Source organism: Dysgonomonas sp. 511 (assembly GCF_010501105.1).
Lineage (GTDB): Bacteria > Bacteroidota > Bacteroidia > Bacteroidales > Dysgonomonadaceae > Dysgonomonas.
Genome location: NZ_QVMQ01000035.1, coordinates 1 through 17,621, shown reverse-complemented (window position 1 = coordinate 17,621; position 17,621 = coordinate 1). Strand labels below are relative to the sequence as shown.

At 38.3% G+C, this 17,621-nt stretch carries 14 protein-coding genes; 4 read left to right on the top strand and 10 right to left on the bottom strand.

From position 1 onward, the window contains the following. Positions 1 to 3: 3 nt before the first annotated feature. The 5 genes from D0T57_RS13355 to D0T57_RS13335 form a co-directional block, all read right to left on the bottom strand. Positions 4 to 1,761, bottom strand: coding sequence for a glycoside hydrolase family 66 protein (locus D0T57_RS13355; protein ID WP_163273989.1), 1,758 nt, complete (start codon positions 1,759 to 1,761; stop codon positions 4 to 6). Positions 1,762 to 1,817: 56 nt separating this feature from the next. After that, a complete protein-coding gene (locus D0T57_RS13350) occupies positions 1,818 to 3,266 on the bottom strand; it encodes a SusF/SusE family outer membrane protein (protein WP_163273997.1) in 1,449 nt (482 codons plus the stop codon). A 19-nt stretch (positions 3,267 to 3,285) separates the two neighbouring features. Further along, positions 3,286 to 4,773 carry a RagB/SusD family nutrient uptake outer membrane protein gene (locus D0T57_RS13345; protein WP_163273988.1) on the bottom strand — a complete coding sequence of 496 codons (1,488 nt, stop codon included), beginning with the start codon at positions 4,771 to 4,773 and terminating at the stop codon, positions 3,286 to 3,288. A gap of 21 nt (positions 4,774 to 4,794) precedes the next feature. After that, positions 4,795 to 7,800: a TonB-dependent receptor gene (locus D0T57_RS13340; RefSeq protein WP_185154683.1), complete on the bottom strand. Its 3,006-nt coding sequence runs from the start codon at positions 7,798 to 7,800 to the stop codon at positions 4,795 to 4,797. Positions 7,801 to 8,027: 227 nt separating this feature from the next. Then, positions 8,028 to 9,698 (bottom strand): DUF6377 domain-containing protein, encoded by a 1,671-nt coding sequence (locus D0T57_RS13335; protein ID WP_163273986.1) that lies wholly within the window; start codon positions 9,696 to 9,698, stop codon positions 8,028 to 8,030. A 935-nt stretch (positions 9,699 to 10,633) separates the two neighbouring features. On the opposite strand from D0T57_RS13335, the gene D0T57_RS13330 reads away from it, so the two are divergent. The 4 genes from D0T57_RS13330 to D0T57_RS13315 are packed head-to-tail and all read left to right on the top strand — an operon-like array spanning position 10,634 to position 14,461. Further along, a complete protein-coding gene (locus D0T57_RS13330) occupies positions 10,634 to 11,872 on the top strand; it encodes a site-specific integrase (protein WP_163273985.1) in 1,239 nt (412 codons plus the stop codon). Positions 11,873 to 11,893: 21 nt separating this feature from the next. After that, positions 11,894 to 13,204 (top strand): site-specific integrase, encoded by a 1,311-nt coding sequence (locus tag D0T57_RS13325; protein ID WP_163273984.1) that lies wholly within the window; start codon positions 11,894 to 11,896, stop codon positions 13,202 to 13,204. Positions 13,205 to 13,225: 21 nt separating this feature from the next. After that, entirely contained in the window at positions 13,226 to 13,594 is a 369-nt protein-coding gene (locus D0T57_RS13320; RefSeq protein ID WP_163273983.1) for a protein-tyrosine kinase, read from the top strand. A 54-nt stretch (positions 13,595 to 13,648) separates the two neighbouring features. Next, entirely contained in the window at positions 13,649 to 14,461 is an 813-nt protein-coding gene (locus D0T57_RS13315) for a KilA-N domain-containing protein (RefSeq protein ID WP_163273982.1), read from the top strand. Positions 14,462 to 14,733: 272 nt separating this feature from the next. Here D0T57_RS13315 and D0T57_RS13310 read toward each other — a convergent pair whose 3' ends face one another. The 5 genes from D0T57_RS13310 to D0T57_RS13290 all read right to left on the bottom strand — a co-directional run bounded on the left by D0T57_RS13310 (position 14,734) and on the right by D0T57_RS13290 (position 17,408). Then, positions 14,734 to 15,030: a helix-turn-helix domain-containing protein gene (locus tag D0T57_RS13310; protein WP_163273981.1), complete on the bottom strand. Its 297-nt coding sequence runs from the start codon at positions 15,028 to 15,030 to the stop codon at positions 14,734 to 14,736. After that, positions 15,027 to 15,338 (bottom strand): helix-turn-helix domain-containing protein, encoded by a 312-nt coding sequence (locus D0T57_RS13305; protein WP_163265374.1) that lies wholly within the window; start codon positions 15,336 to 15,338, stop codon positions 15,027 to 15,029. Before D0T57_RS13305 ends, D0T57_RS13310 begins: the two co-directional genes overlap by 4 nt. 212 nt (positions 15,339 to 15,550) lie before the next feature. Continuing rightward, positions 15,551 to 16,141 (bottom strand): hypothetical protein, encoded by a 591-nt coding sequence (locus D0T57_RS13300; protein ID WP_163273980.1) that lies wholly within the window; start codon positions 16,139 to 16,141, stop codon positions 15,551 to 15,553. Further along, positions 16,141 to 16,632, bottom strand: coding sequence for a DUF3408 domain-containing protein (locus D0T57_RS13295; RefSeq protein ID WP_163273979.1), 492 nt, complete (start codon positions 16,630 to 16,632; stop codon positions 16,141 to 16,143). The genes D0T57_RS13300 and D0T57_RS13295 overlap by 1 nt, the downstream gene beginning before the upstream one ends. Continuing rightward, a complete protein-coding gene (locus D0T57_RS13290; protein WP_163273978.1) occupies positions 16,632 to 17,408 on the bottom strand; it encodes a ParA family protein in 777 nt (258 codons plus the stop codon). The genes D0T57_RS13295 and D0T57_RS13290 overlap by 1 nt, the downstream gene beginning before the upstream one ends. Between the last annotated feature and the right edge of the window lie 213 nt (positions 17,409 to 17,621).

The following is a 17,621-nucleotide window of genomic DNA, read 5'->3' as shown; positions in this document are numbered from 1 at the left end:
CCTTTAATATTCCAATACTACCATATCCCAATATTTAAGAGATGGTAAAGTCAATGTAACTTCATTGCCCGACTGAGAAAACTCGATATTCTGAACTACTCCGCCATTTATATCCGGTGAAGCTATCCATACTTTTGAAACAGCTTTACTTACCGCTATTTTTATTGCAGGATTTAAAACTAACGTTGGTTCTGCCTGTGTACCATTCGTATCGCGCCATTCCATAGAGTTAGCTTGAGAAAAATTTATCAGATGAACGACTTCCCTGTCATTAATTTTTTTTCCAAGTACGGCTACACTTCCTTGCGATGCCGGCCAGCTTTCAAAAGTCAAACTTCCATCAACAGATTGCACATTTACCGGAGAAAAGGTTCCTCCATCACGCAATAAATTCTGATATGCTACAAGAAAATCATAGTAATGCGTCATCGACTTTTTCAGTTCTGTCTTCATCTGCAAATTCGAATTCGGGAAATATTCATTCGCTAAATAGTGTTCTCCCAATTCGAGATGAGCTCCGCCAAAAGAGAAAATCACAGCATTAGTCAGCAAAACTCCAGGTATATTCATATAGCCTCTGTTGTTTGACTTTGCATAATTCATATAGGCTGCAAGAACTGTACTTTTGGTACTATTGCTGAAAGAATAGTTGTCGGTAATTACTTTTGCTAAGGCCTCGAATGTTTTATTTTCGTCCCATACTTCCGTATATAGAAAGTCCACATCGGATTTTGCAATGCTAGTTTGCTGTCCGTATTGAGAAACAGCATTCATTACCAACCTTTTTTCGGGAGAAGCTTGTTTCATGGCTGCAATAAAGGAAGAATAACTGTTTTCCAGATTTACTTTATCTCCGTTGTAATCGTATACATCTCCTCTGTTACCTAGCTGGTCGATATGAAATCCGTCAAAATCAAAAACATTATAAACATCTTTATGCCTTCCAGCTATGTAATTCTGCCATTCAGCATTAGCCGGATTAGTCAGATAAATACTGCTGCGAAAAGGAGGATCAAGATGATGATTATCTTTTTCTGAATGATTTTTATCTTTGAAAATATACCATTCTTCTTTTACTCCGTCAGATGCGGCATTACTTAACGCTCCAAAAGCCAGATTATAAAACATGGCTTTCATACCTTTATCGTGTATCGCATTTATATATCCTTTTACAGTGGATAGGTAATTCGTTCTTCCCACCAGATCGGGCCATGTAGTTGCCGGATCAGCGACTGTTCCTGCTAACGGACGATGGTGGTCATACATCCAGTCGTAAAACTGGACTCCATTGATATGATACCTACTTAGGTTGCTTATGTTATTATCGATAATTGCCTCCGACATTTTACCGTAGGACGAAAGAAATCCATAACGCGGAAATTTCTTCCAGTCAGAAGATACATCAACCGCAATACTTTGGTGTATTTTTTCTTTTCCCTCTACAACCTCATAGATATCTACCATATATCCCTTATAATCTTCTGATGGAGCTGTCCAATTCCATGAAGTAGATGATAAACTTTCTTCAGAAATAACCTTACCTAAGTAAGAATAACGAATTTTTACGTTACTGGAAGGTTTTTCTTTCAGTATAAATTGTACTGTTTCTCCCGGTTTATAACATGCCTTATCGGTACTAAGATCAGCATTGAAATATGTTTCACCGTATATAACAGGATCGTTATCTGTATCATAATAGTCTTCACAACTACTGGTAAATAAAGCCAGACATAGAGTGATGGATAAATATATATATTTCATGATATTTTATCTTTATGGTGGTGCTATCAAGAGATAATACCACCTCAGGTTTTCAATTATTGTTTCTTAATTTTTATAGTTTCCTGTAGCTGATCCATTTCAATGGTATATGTTCCAGCACTCGTAATCTTCCATTTATTGTCTGGATTGGCTCCATTGGCACTGAATATCATTTTCTCCACATCCCCGGATGGTTCAATTCCGCCCTGACTTGCAAGAAACCAATCTCCATTCCAATCGCTTTGTTTATCACAAGTAAATTTCAATTCGCCTGCATTCAGTGTTCCTGTCCATGTAAACTTGTTAGGATCAGCTGTAGCCGTTAATGGAGTAGCACTGTCTATAGTCCATCCGTTAGGAGTAGCATCACCTACCATATAAATCATTGAATAAGGAGTAAATGAAATTATATCTATTTTCATATCGCGGGTATCAAGTTTTATCTTATAAACCCCTCCCGTTATATTCCATTTGTAATCATCAGCATTTTCATTTTTTGACCACTTAACCACATTTAAATCTGTTCCTGCACCTTGCCCATCCAATTCAGGACGGAGAAAGACTACACTATCATCGAAATCTGCTTTTGTTCCAATCTTAAATTCTCCTCCAGCAGAAAGATCAGCATTGTAATAGAAAATGAATGGATCTGACATATCTGACGTCATTGGTTTGAAACTCCAACCTGTAGGATTACCTACAAACCACAAATCACTGTATTCCGGTGCATCAAGTGTTTCAATATGAATTGTCAGATTAATGATATTTACCGAAATCTTATAAATGCCTGTCGCAGGAATTGTGAATTTATCATCCGGATCATCATCTGATTCTCTTAACAGCAACTTAGTTTCATCACTACCCTTGCCATATGATGGAAGGAACTCACCTAATGTGGTTATAAACTTCAATTCTCCGGCATTTAATTTCCCTTGCCATACGAAACCTCCGGCAGCCCCCGACACAGTATTCATTTTAGTTGCATCGTCTGCACTCCAACCATTGGGCGCAGCACCGCCTATCAGATAAAGAGTCGAAGAAACAGGTTTGTATCCTGTAATTTTTAGCTTGACTATTTCAGAAATTTGAGGTTGGATATTTTCACTATGCACTGTAGCTGTTACACGGGCTTCCAAATCCACTTCATCACCGGGATTTACATCAAAGTTATCAAGGAGTATTTTATTTAATTCTTCTGTTCGATAGGAAACAGAGTTTTTCCCTTGGTTCAGTTCAACTTCTACACTTTTAGTAAAACCATTAAGGCCCAATTCGAACACATAAGTGATGGCAGTATTTGTATTAAAATTTGAACCGGGAGTCCATTCGAAGGTTACAACATTACTTTGAGGTGCAGTTATGTCCAAGACAATAGCATCATCACTGGCAGTCAAAGTAAGCGGCTGATCCCCTAAATTGGTTTCCGCATAATCATCCGAGCAGGATGCAAGCGTAAACGGTAGCACCAGTGATATTGCGAATAAAATATTATATAGTTTTTTCATTTTGATATCTATTTTCAAATTAATAACCCGGATTTTGTTTAAGATTTGGATTTGAATCTATCTCCTTTTGTGGAATGGGTAATAATAAATGCTTTTTCTGGGCATTTACTTTTCCGATAGAATGAAGAAAGTTAAGTGCGTATTGTCCGTTATCCCATCGTATCATATCAAACCACTGATGTCCTTCGAATGCTAATTCGATTCGGCGTTCGTGACGAATTTTCTCTCTCATTTGTTCTTGCGACAGACCTTCTACATCGCTTCTATCTGTCAACCCTGCGCGCTTGCGTACATTGTACAATGGTTCTTCTGCATCTGTTGTACTGCCTAACTCGTTTAAAGCCTCTGCTTTCATAAGTAATACATCTGCATAACGCAATACGATAATACTTGCCGAATTAGTATTGTAGTCAGGAGAAATAGAAAGCGGTACTAAAAATTTACGCACATTGTATCCGGTAGACGACATTGTACTCTTATATGGTTTACCATCAAATAACGGACCTCCTTCATAAAGGATTGTTTTATCCTTACGCAAATCGCCTGGTTCGTATTGATCTACAAATTCTTGAGTTGGCTGGTTCCAACCGTATCCGCCACCAACCCAACCGGAGTTGCGAGGTCCCATATATGTGCTTAACCAACAAGCTTGATTCTCATCGCTCCAGAAATCAGCTTTTGTCAATCCATAATATTGAATTTCGAATAATGATTCTGCTGTGTTTTTATGTTTATCTTCTCCACCGAAACAATCGCTATAGTCAGGATTAAGTACATAACCAAAACCCTCAACCACATTGCACATTTCTATACACTCCTTGTATTGCCCTAATGTGAGATAAACTTTAGCTAATATACCTGCTGCCGCACCTTTACTAGCACGTCCGAGATCTTTGCTGTTATAATCTTCACGGCGTGGAAGCAACTTTATAGCTTCAAGTAAATCCGGAATGATAACTTCATTGTAAATCTTATCTTTACTTACTCGAACTGGGAAAAGATCGTCTCCCGGTTTAGAAGGTGTAAGACTTAAGGGTACGTCCCCAAACAATTGAACAAGAGTGAAGTAGTAATTTGCCCGAAGAAACTTAGCTTCACCTATGCATCGGTTCTTAATATCTTCATTTATATTCATTTCCGGAACATTCTCCAATACTGTATTGCAGTAGAGTATACCCGGGTTAGGTCCGCGCCATAGGTCGATAGCCGCAAAATTGTCAGGTCCGGCCACAAAGTTTGCTAATTGTATGGTTTCAATACCATCATCACCTCCTCCGGCTCCGACTTCACTGTTCCCAGCAACAATATCAAGTGCCCAGATTCGCATATTATACAATTTAGGACGTTGCATCGGCTGATAAGCGGCATTTGTCATAGCTATGGCAGAAGCTTCATCTTTGATTGTTTCTGCACTTGGATCTTCATAGGGCTCTTTGTCGAGAAAGTCTGAGCAAGAGATCATAATGGAGGATAATAGGAGAAACCCTGTATATATTATTTTTTTCATGATTGTATTGTCTTTTTAGTTTTAGAATTTAATGTCAACACCAAAACTGATTGTACGTGTAAGCGGATAGCTACTATTGTCAACACCTCCTTGTACTTCAGGATCGAACCCTGAATATTTAGTTAGGGTTAATAAGTTCTGAGCCGACATGTATATACGTAAGTTACTGAGATATGCTTTCTTTGCCAGAGAAGTAGGCAATGTATAACCTAAGGTTAGGTTTTTCAAACGCAGATATTTTCCATCTTCAATAAATCGATCTGAGTTTCTTGTATTTTTATTAGGGTCGCTATAAATAGCACGGGGTATAGAATTGCTTGTACCTTCGCCTGTCCATCGATCTAATACTTTCGTGGTTTGGTTCCTGATAGTATACATACCCTCCAGTGATACTCTGTTCGCATTATAAATCTTATTTCCCGCTACTCCCTGTAAAAATATCTGCAAATCGAAATTGCGATAAGCAAAACTGTTATTCATTGAGAAATTCCATGTTGGAGTTGGATTTCCAATGTATGTACGGTCATAATCGTTTACCACACCGTTGTTGTCTATATCCAAAAACTTAATATCACCAGGTGCTGTACCATTAGCTGCATCTGCTCCCTGATACTGGTGTGCATAGTTGTTAACCTCGTCCCAATTCTGGAATAATCCATTTGTTACCCATCCGTAGAACGAGCCGACAGGACGTCCTTCGATATGAGATTGGTAGCCGAAATAGATAGGAGTGCTATTATTCAGCTTCACCACCTTATTTTTATTGTATGATACATTGAAGTCTGTATTCCATTCAAATGCTCCTTTCATATTTTGTGAGGAGACAGTCAACTCCCATCCTGTATTTTTTACTTCTCCGGCATTAATCATTGGTGTATATTCATCCGAATATCCGGTAGTAATAGGAACCACCATACCGACCAACATATCTGTTGTATTTTTAATATAGGCATCGAATGTGATATTTATGCGTTGTTTCAGTAATGTTGCATCGAATCCGATATTTGCCTGTTTTACTGTTTCCCACTTAATATCAGGGTTGGGCATCACCAATGGATATAGTGTAGAAACAGGTGTGCCGTTGAATACATATTGTGCTGTTTTCAAGCGGGTAACGGCAGCATAGTTATCTAACACAGCCTGGTTACCTGTTACACCATATCCTAAGCGTAACTTTATATCACTCAATATATCATTCTTTTTATAGAAAGATTCTTCTGATAGACGCCATGCAGCCGAGAATGAAGGAAAAGTACCCCATCTGTTGGACTTTGTTATGCGGGATGTACCATCGTGGCGAACGGTAGCTGTCAATAAATATTTATTATCGAATGAATAATTCACACGTCCAAAGAAAGAAAGTAAAGCCCATTCGTTTTTACTACCACCCACTGTCGGATCTAATAATCCGTTATTCAACTGATTATAATCGTCAGACAAAAATTCTTTTATGCTGGCACTCATGTGATTATATACATTATTCTGCGCACTTGAACCCAACATTATATTTAGGTTGTGTTTCTCATTGAAAGTGTCCATGTATGTAATTGTATTATCCCATAGGTAAGTAAGGCTTTTATTCGAACTTTCGCCACGATAGGAATTTGGTACAGGGATTGGCTTCCAATCATATTTTGGAGAAAAATTTACATTATCCCAGAATTTAAAATCTATCCCTCCCAACATTTTATAAGTCACTTTGTCGAAAAGAGAAACTTCTCCATAAACATTACCTAATATGTTATAACCTTTCGTTGTACTTTTCTCTAAACGTGCTGTCCCTATCGGATTACGGGCATCGCCATAGAATTCAGCTTCTGTACCTGGTCCTGAATAGGTTCCGTCTTCGTTAAAGATTGGCTGAGTGGGTAAAGATTCCAATGTGTGGAGAACATTATACGAACCATTCTTCTTTGTATCATGACTTAGTGTAACGTTATTCCCGAATTTCAACCACGAACGAACTTTTGATTCGCCATTGAATTGGAACGTATAACGACGATAGGATGTATTGATTACGATACCTTGCTGATCCAGAACTCCTCCTGATACATAATAATTACTTTTATCATTACCCCCTGAGTACGAAATTGAGTAATTTTGCATCATAGCCGTACGTAATAACGCATCGCCCCAATCCGTTCCTTTTCCCCATGATAATGGGTCTGCAAAGTCAGGACGCTGTCCTCTGCCATTATTAGCCATCATCTCGTTGTGTAACGATGCAAACTGCGATGCATTCAACATTTTAGGCACACTGGTTGCATCTTGTATTCCCCAATTGGCACTTACAGATATAAGACCATCTCCAGATTTACCTTTTTTAGTAGTTATCAACACCACACCATTCGCACCGCGTGAACCGTAGATGGCTGTAGCCGAAGCATCTTTTAATATGTCTACTGTTTCAACATCATTCTGATTAAGGGCATTTAAAGGCATATCAGTTGGTACACCATCAATAACTAACAAAGGATCGGAATTATTGATAGAACCTAATCCGCGAATCCGGATACTTACATTACTGCCCGGTGTGCCGGAGTTAATAATTTGTACACCTGCTGCACGGCCCTGAAGTGCTTCTCCGATATTGGAAACTGGCTTATCCTGCATTGCCTTGGCACCTACGGACGATAACGAGCCTGTGAGATCCCTCTTACGCACCACTCCATAACCTACTACAACTACTTCATCGAGCATCTCTGCGTTTTCTTTTAGGACAATACGAAAATCCGTTCTTCCAGCTACCGAGATTTCCTGAGTCAAGAATCCAAGATAAGAGATCGTTACAGTAGTATTCTCTTCAACATCCAGGGAAAATGCACCTTCGATGTCGGTAATTACACCATTAGTAGTTCCTTTTACCGAAACTGATGCACCTATAATACTTTCTCCTTTTTCATCCAAAACTACTCCCGAAATTGTTTTCCGGTTTTGAGCAGATAAGGTAAACGTGAAAGTCAAAGACAACATAAGCAGACATATTCTGCCTAAATAAGCCCATTTCTTTTTTTGATTTTTTTTCATGGTCTGCGTGATTAGAATTTTCTTATTCATTTTTATGGTTAACATTATTCAGCTTATTATATTTGTGAAGCTAAAAAGAGTATAACCTCTCATATGCAAAAATATGAGGAGGAAGTATTTAAAGAAAATTCACATTGATAAAATATAGAACCAAATGTATTATATATTATTAATATATAGTCAATTAGCCTATTTTGATATAGCCAAAAATATAGACACCATATGTGTTAGTTTTTCTTAATAACACCTATTTTCATGACCATTGATTCAAATTCTTCGCGAGGAACAGCAGCTTTATTTCGCACTCTGGTACGATAGCTATAAATTGTATTTGCTGAATAGTGTAAGAAGTTAGCAATTTTGGAACTATCTGTTATACCTAATCGAATTAATGCAAATATGCGAAGTTCCACATTAAGCAATTCATTAGGTTTTAATACGAACTGTTCTTCTTTTATTAAAAGAGAGTTGAATTCCTCAACAAAATTCGGATACAGATGCAGGAAAATATTGTCAAAGTTCTCGTAGAGTTCTTTCAATTCGTCATCGATCATTTTACTTGATTTCAGCATTTTATATAATTCATCAAGTTTCCTTTCGACAGCTTTCTTATTGAGAGAGTTTTGAAAATTTTCCAGTTTATTTATATATGTAGAACATAAATCAAGGAAATGCCCAATATATGCTTCTTTTATTTGATTTGCATCTGATAATTGATTGTTTACATCTGAAAGTTCTTTGTTTACATCGTTAAGTTGGTTGATACTAGATTGTAAATCCTTATTAAGATCGTTTAATTTTACATTAGTATGATAAAGTTCCTTACGTATCCGAGCAACTCTTTTCATCTGCCTATACACATATATTACTGCTATAATAAGGAATACAGATAATATACTGACAAGAATAAGAAACAACTGTAATTCTGATTTTTGTTTATTCACATTTTCCTGATATGCAGAGTCTATAATTGGAAATATTTGTGAAACTTCATATGTTCTTAAGCGCGCATTACAAAACATAGCATCTTCCATAGACGATTTTATGCAATCGTAGGCTTTTTCTACTTCACCTGTTTCATATAGGATTGAGGCCAATGCCTGCATTGAGGCATTTTCTTTGATCGCATTCTTGATATCGCAAATTGCAGATATGGCATAATAATGTTTTTGTAGCTCTATATTTCCTTCTTTTTTATAAATATTGGCTAGTGCATAAGCGAGAACTGCTTTTTCATGAGTGTCCGATTTCGTTTGGTCTAAAAGCTTTTGCAATATTTGTTTCGCATCATTTAGACGAGATTCGTCATATAGTTTCTCTGCATATACAATCTTATAATGACTGGATTCTTTATCCAATACATTCAGTAAAGAATCTCTGTATAGATTACTTTTTTCTAAATAGATCTGAGTATATGGATTATTACTTGAATAGTAGTTGTATAGCTGTTTGTAGCAATCATAGTATTTAATCTGTAGCCAATCGGGAAGGTCTTTAGTTTTTATTGATCCTAATATATCAACAGCTTCAATAAACATACCAGATACAATATATAAGGATACTAAATCTAGTTTAGATTCATTTATCCATGTATTATGATTTTGCTTTTTTGCAATAGCTGTATTCTCTCTGGCATAATAAATTGCAGAATCAGATAAATAAACTTTGTATTCGTTATATAGTTTGAGATTTATATCATAACGCTGATCGTCAGTAATATTAGGCGTTTTGAGCAGTTTCTTTATTTCAGATATTCTCTCCTCCTTCTCTGTTACATAAATATCCTTCTGTACCACTAATTTGTATAGAGAGTGAAATATGGTATCTTGTGATACCTTGGGGAAAACATCACAAATAGGGAGCAATATAATAATAAGAAGAAGAAACAAATTTTTCATAAAGATCCAACTCTTATCAGCAAAGTTAATAAAAACGAAAGATAATTATAAACTTCAAATAATTAAGAGAAAAAGAAATTTTAATAAAGAAGGAGAAGACTGAATTATTGTAGAGCTAACCAAGAACTCTAATTATATAAGTTCTATGAAGAATAAAATGATACTACCTCTTTTATCAAAGCAATAGGAGAAAATACTCTATAAATGCTCCTAAAAAATAAAGTTGTTCTTTGATTTTCAATTCATTTTCGTACCTTTATTCTCAGTAATTTATATGTAAGAATACAGCCAACTCCAAGCCAAAAGTGGCATTTTGAGAGACATTCCAAAGACAGAAACCGTTACTAAATCGTTACTATTTGGATTGATTATTTTGAATAAACGATTGATAACTATTAATTTAGGATATAAATTGGTTGATCCAAGTGGGATCACTTGAGGAACAGAACTAAAAAGACAGTTCGAAGCCAAAGACACAGAAAAGTCTTCTAAATTAATGATTTAGAAGACTTTTTTTATTTATATATACTTCTGCCAAGACTGATATATGACAACAAAATAACTTCTAAAAACCGAAAATCGTTACCAAACTATGCACCTAAAAAGCAAAAACGGATAAAATGGCGTAAATGGCTGACCCATTGGCGTAAACTTCATTAATCTTCTCTTCGCTGCAAGCAGCAAAAAAGCAAAATATTGTGTATTTCGGAAGACTTTCCGTTACGAATGCGTTACCTGTTTTTGTATTGCAGTAACCATTCAAACAACGGATTTTCCCATGAAAGAAGAAAGATTTCGGCACACATTGCGGATAGTGCCGGTGTTATGTAGGCTTTTTGCCTGAAGCCAGTTTCTTATTCACTGATTCACAATGATTTGCATACCGTTGATTAGCTCTATAATAGTTAATTTTGTAACCTGTAAAAGAGTTAATTATGACAGAAGTAAAAGTGAGTTTTTATCTCAAACGAAATGAGGAGAAACAAGACGGGACAGTTCCCGTTCTGGGACGTATCCGCATCGGTAAATCAATGGTACAATTCAGTGCCAAAGTAAGTGTTCCGGTATCCCTTTGGGATACCAAGTCCGGCAGGGCTAGCGGTAAGAGTAAAACTGCCCTCTCCATTAACGCATCCTTAAACAAGATTTGTGTTGCCATCCATTCCGCCTATCGGGATTTGCTGGCAAAAAAGGAAAACGTGTCTGCCCAAGATGTGAAAAATGCGTTTCAGGGTATAGCATCCGAACAGGACACCCTTGTCAAATACTACGAATCACACAACGAGCATTTTCTGAAGTGTGTCGGCGTAAACCGGTGCATGGAGACCTATAAACGCTATGGTATCTCCCTTAACCACCTGAAACGCTTCATGCGAAAGAAATACAATGTAAGTGATATATCCTTTCAGGCATTGACCCCATCATTTGTTGCCGACTATGACTATTATTTGCGAGTGGAACTCCGCTTCGCTCCACAGACAATAGTAAATACCATCGGACAACTCCGCAGAATCGTAAAGATAGCCATCAATAACGGACTTCTCCGCAATGACCCGTTTATTGACTATGAATTTATAACGTCCCCCATTGCCCCCAAATCCCTGACATCCGCAGAATTGAAGAAGTTGGTGAAGGCAAAGCTATCCCGTCCTAATTTGAATTTTATCCGTGATATGTTTTTGTTTTCATCTTTTACCGGCATTGCATTCAGCGATATGCGTAGCCTAACGGAACAGAACCTTTCTATTGCCGAAGACGGTGTCCGGTGGGTAGATCTTAAAAGAAAGAAGACCGGAACACCCTGTCATATTCCACTATTGGAAATCCCTTTGCAATTAATCGAAAAATATCGGGGACTGGCGAAAGAAGGTAAATTATTTCCTATGATTAGTTGCAGCAAGACCAATATTTATCTCAAACGGATAGCTACGGAATGCGGTATAGATAAGCGAGTTACATTTCATATGGCAAGACATTGCTATGCCAGCGTAGTGACTCTATCTCAGGGAGTTCCATTGGAAACAGTAGCTGAATTGTTGGGACATCGGGATTGGAGAGCCACCCGTATTTATGCACAGGTAAGCAATGAGAAAATTGGAGAAGATATGCGCCACCTGAATAAACGTCTGTCCGGCAAGTTCCATTTGGTGGATAATAATGTAGTAAAAGTATAATAATAAGGAAAGGAGGATAAAATGAAAACTAACAATAAAATAAGTAAGAATAAAAGCAATCACGCAAATACCGTTTACAGCACATTCGCTGTCCTATTTTATATCAACCGGCAGAAGATAAAGAAAAACGGTATGTGTCCGTTGATGGGCAGAATCTCCATCAATGCAGAAGTAGCCCAGTTCTCTGCCGGAATAGATATTGACCCGTCACTATGGGATGCAAAAGCCTACCGAATGACCGGCAAAAGCCGCCATGCTGCCGAAACGAATTATCAGATAGAGAAACTAACTGATAGAATCAATCGGTACTATAAACAGATATTGGACGAGCAGGGATATATTACGGCGGAGCTTGTCAAAAATGCAGTAAGCGGTATAGGGAGGAAAAAAGAAAACCTGCTGGAACTCTTCCACGAGCATAATGAAGAGTATGCCAAGCAGATAGGTGTTACACGTTCCAAAGGGAGTATTAAAGCTTATGAAGCCGTAGCTAAACAGGCGGAACGTTTCTTACATCTCCATTATGGTATGAGAGATATACCGTTACGGCAACTGGAATTATCTTTCATTGAGAAATTCGATTCTTTCCTTCGTATCGAACAGGGATTTACCGCCCATACAATATCTACCTATACAATCATCCTTAGAAAGATAGTCCGTCGGGCAATCAGTCAGGGCACATTACATAAAAAACCTTTTGCCGCCTATATTCCCGAACAGCCTCCCCGTAAGCGCAGGCACATGACTCTGGAAGAATTGGAGAAGTTTATGAACGTTCCGGTAGCCTCCAAACGCTTATGCCATACACGGGATATGTTTGTATTTGCGACTTTTACCGGTCTGTCATATGCGGATATGTGTAACCTGTCAGAGGAAAATATCCATAAAGGCAGGAATGACAGTTCCTGGATCGACATCAACCGGCAGAAAACTGGTATCCGGTGCAATATACCCTTGTTGGATATTCCTTTGCAAATAATGGAGAAGTACAAGCCGGAGCGCAACGGAAATAAAATATTCAAGATGGCATCTCCCTCTTGCGTTCAGGTCAACCTGAATAAGGTTGCTAAGTTATGCGGTATAGAAAAGCGGATCACCTACCATCAAAGTAGGCATAATTTCGGAACCCTTATTACACTATCTCGTGGAGTACCGTTGGAAACGGTCAGCCAGATGATGGGGCACAAATGTATCCGTACCACTCAGATTTACGCTAAACTCACTCGGCAAAAGGTCAATGAGGACGTAAAGAAGATAAGCGACCGCATCGGTCGGAAATACAAATTGCCAGTTCAAAGTGGCAATAAAACGAAGAAAAGCAATGCAAAATAACGAAATTTAAACCGGACAATCATGAATAGAGAGATAATAACCATAGAAAACGGTACAGTATCCGTTCCGGCATCAACTGAAATCTGGATGTCACAGCATCAGCTTGCTGATTTGTTCCAATGCTTTGTAGGTAAAATAAACGCAAACATTCGTGCTATCCTAAAAAACGGAGTATTGGACGAAAGTAAAGTTTGCCGGACTTATCGTTACAAGAATGGCAATTTCGTAGAACAATATAATCTGGAAATGATTATCGCTCTTTCGTTTCGTATTCAATCAAGGAATGCGGAAGCATTTAGGAAGTATTTAGTCCAAAAATCTCTCAAAACTGAGCAAACAACAAGGCTTATACTTCCATTACATATAATGGATATCAATTATTTAAACTAAATTTGTAGAACCAAGTTGTGGCTAATTTGACCACAATAATAAACAGAAATAATAATGGCTAAAATAAAAGTACAAGAAACAGACATCACGATTGTTCGTGTAAATAATGGCGACTATATATCTTTGACAGACATGGCGAACGCTAAAGAAAGTGGAAGCCGGGCAGCCGATATTATTAAGAACTGGCTACGCAACAGATATACACTTGAATTTCTCGGTACTTGGGAGATTATAAATAATCCAAATTTTAAAGTGGTCGAATTTGACCACTTTAAATCACAAGCCGGATTACCCAGTTTTGTAATGAGCGTTTCAGAGTGGATTCAGAAAACAGATGCAATAGGTATTGTAGTCCAAAAAGGAAAATACGGTGGGACTTTCGCCCACAAAGATATTGCATTTGAATTTGGGTCAGCCATCAGCGTGCAATTTAAGTTATACCTGATTACCGAGTTCCAACGCCTCAAAGAACATGAACAGCAGCAACTTGGTTGGTCAGCCAAACGGGAACTGTCGAAAATCAACTACCATATCCATACGGATGCCGTAAAGCACAATCTTATTCCGGAGGAACTCACCGCTCAACAAATATCAATCGTATATGCCAGCGAAGCGGATGTTCTGAACATGGCTCTTTTTGGTATTACTGCAAAGCAATGGCGTGATGCTAATCCTGATTTGAAAGGTAATATCCGGGATTATGCTACCATTAACGAGCTGATATGCCTGTCGAATATGGAGAACATTAATGCGGTTTTGATAAATGAGCAAGTTCCACAATCTGACCGCTTACTAAAACTCAATCAGATAGCTATCCAACAGATGCGGGTATTGCAGGAAGTTGAGAATCGCAAATTGTTGAAATGACACATATTTCATCTAACCGGCGGCAGGATTTTCATTTTTGAAGCCTGCCGTTTTTTATAGCCCTCTTTCATCTGAACACAAAGAAAAAAGAAGGAAATAAAACGACAAGGCTAAACCCTTCGGGTATTTTGCCAAATCTNTCTTCCTTTTTCACGGGACGAAAAAGAGTATTTACCAAAATAGCCTTGTCTTATTTATTCTCCTTCCATTAAGAGGTGTTTATCAGTCGAAAAAGGGAAGGAAATTCAAGGGCTGATGCTTGCCGTAAGTGGCTACCTGAACTTATCCCGATAACCTTCTTGCAATAGCTTCTCAATATCCGATGACCGATACAGTATCTTGCCACCCAGCTTGATATAAGGGATTCGACCCTCGTTCCTATAATCCTGTAGACTCCTCCGGCTCAACTTTAATTTCTTGGACAGTTCTTCATCCGTATAGAAACTCTCTCCATTCAATGTTGGTTTACGGGGTGTGAATAACTTCTCTACCGCAGTAGATAGCCGTTCGAGTGAAAGGAAAAATGATTTTACCCTTTCGTTTTCTGATGTAATTAATTGATTGCTCATACCTGTTTCCCTTTATATTTAGCTTGCTTGCGTTTTTCTTCTACCACTGGAACGATTTTTTCCACGTCTTCCGGTTTGTAATAAGTTTTATGGCTGATTTGGGTATATGCCAGTGTTCCGTTGTCCCGTAACGTTTGAAGTGTCCGCTTCGAGATGTTCAAAAGCTGGCATACGTCCTGATTATCCAACCATTCTTTCATGTCCCTGTCTCCATGCAAGCGGCATAGATGCTCCATCCGGCTTGCAAAATCTTCAAACTTGGAGAGCATTTTCTCGAAAGTTTGTGCTTCAATGTTTATTATTTCCATATCTTTATTTTTTAAGTATTAATTTCAATCGAAGCACAAATATATATACAAAAAATCGGTTAAATAGCAAATAATCAGGCTGTGGCAGCATTTGTCCGGGGTTGTCCGGGGTTTCGGAGACAAACTCATTTCAGAAATGGAATAATTTTCTCCTAAAAAAGGAAACAGCCCTCGAAAATCAATCCGAAGGCTGCCCCGTTTTACACGATCCATTACTCCCGTATAAATTTTCGGAACTCCTCATTTTTGATGGAGTCATAAGGAGCGTTCCCTTCTGTCTGTTCAAAAGCCAACAATATACGTTCCTGCGCACCGGGTATCCGGGTTATTATCTGCTCGAAAAGATCTGTATCACAAAGTTCAAATGCTACATTTAAGGCAGCTTTCTTTTCCTCTCTGTCAACTGTCCTGCCTGATGCCAGACCGCCCAACTTCTGAAGTTCCTCAAAAGAAGTCCCATGCCCCCATGTGCCTATTTGTCTTGCTTTTGAAATTGCTGCTACGAAGTTTTTCTCTGTCAATTCTTCGAGTAGCTCTTTACTTACTAGCGAGCGGGCAACCTTTACACGTAGCTCATAAGTACGATTCTCCAGATAAAGCGTGGTGTCTTTAAATCTCTTTAATATCGAACTGGTTACTTTTTTATATGCTTTTACCACCTGTCCCCAAATTACATCATAGATTCTTTTCAAGAGTCTACGGTGCATATCGCCAAAAGCCCTGCGTAGCGGACCACTCAGGAGCATCCCCGCCCAAAACCACAGGCTGACCAATATATAGAATTTTATAAATACTTCTTCCATTATTCTGTCGGGTTTATATTATTCGTTTGGTAAATGGTATCTATCTCTTCTTTGAACGTATCCAAATGGTTCAGGATAATATTCTCCACATAGCTGCTGATAGTCGCTTTTGATTCATCCATCAGGTGGACAATCCGCATCAACCGGCGGTGGGTCGTGGCAGTTATGTACAGCGGCTTCCGGTGAGTGAAGTCTATCCGGTTAAAGAACAGGCTTTGATAGTCTGCCTGTGGTTTGCGCTTTCTCCTCTCTGTCGGTCTTGCTGCTGGTTCAGAAACTTTGGCTATTGATTCTACTACTTCTCCAGCAGACTCAACAGCCTGAGCGGCTGTTTCAGATTTTACTTCTTCTGTTTCTGTTTTCGCAGCAGTATCCGTTATTGTATCAATGGGCTTTACTTCTTCCGGTGCTATTTTCTCCGTAGGCTTTTCCATAGGTACACCCTGATGTACCATTGAGCGCAATTTATCGAACTTATTTTCTGCTGCCATTATAATTGGGGGTTAAGGTTAATAATCTCCATAATTTCATTGACCAGCAAATCCAAATTGCTGCCTTTAAGTAAGTTCTTATCTGCTGGGAATATTGTGGATAGAAAAACAGCATCGCTACCCTCGATGGACTGTTCCTTGTCGTATCGAACGGATTGCGGGATAACTGTCTGCATCAGCAGTAATTCAAATTGACAGATAAGTTTCTTGTAGTGTTCGAGCCAGTTTTTCTTGATACGTCCATCGACACGATTCCAAAATAGATGGATGGTTTTTAGGTTCAGGACTTTGTATTCCCTCAATACTTCTTTTACAGGAACAATGAATGAGAGTGTACTCTCCATTGACATCCGAGAGGGAGCCATTGGCACGAAAACATAATCCATCGACATAAAGGTTGAAATTACCCCATCGTTGTTGATGGTTCCCGGCAGGTCGAAAAATACCGCATCATAGTCGGCTGGTTCGCTAGCCAAAAACTCACGGGCTTTCAGGATTGCTTCTTCCGGTTTGACGCATACGATGGGATAGGTCTGTTTACCCAGCGAATCAAACAGGGCAATAGCTTTGGACTGATAGTGCAGGTTGGTCTCCAACTGCCGGATTTCACGTTTACGCATGTCGTAGACACTGCATTGCAGATAGTCGCAATCCATTACGGCAACATTCAGTCCCTTGAGGTAATGCAGATAACTTGCCACGAGTACTGTAAATGTACTTTTGCCGACACCTCCCTTTTGGGTGGAGAAGGCGATAAATAACGGTTCTTTTTTCATCTTGTTTTCGATTTTTAGAATTACACATATTGATATTTGTAAGTTTTTCAAGCTTTATTATTTTATTGTTTTCAAATTACCAAACCGCCAAGTTTTCATGTTTGATATTTTTCAAGTTTTCAAAATGTATAACCAACTTGAAAAACTTCTAATCAGAAAAACAGCAGATTTTCCAAGTCTCCAATTTTATCGGCAGATTGATATTTGTATATT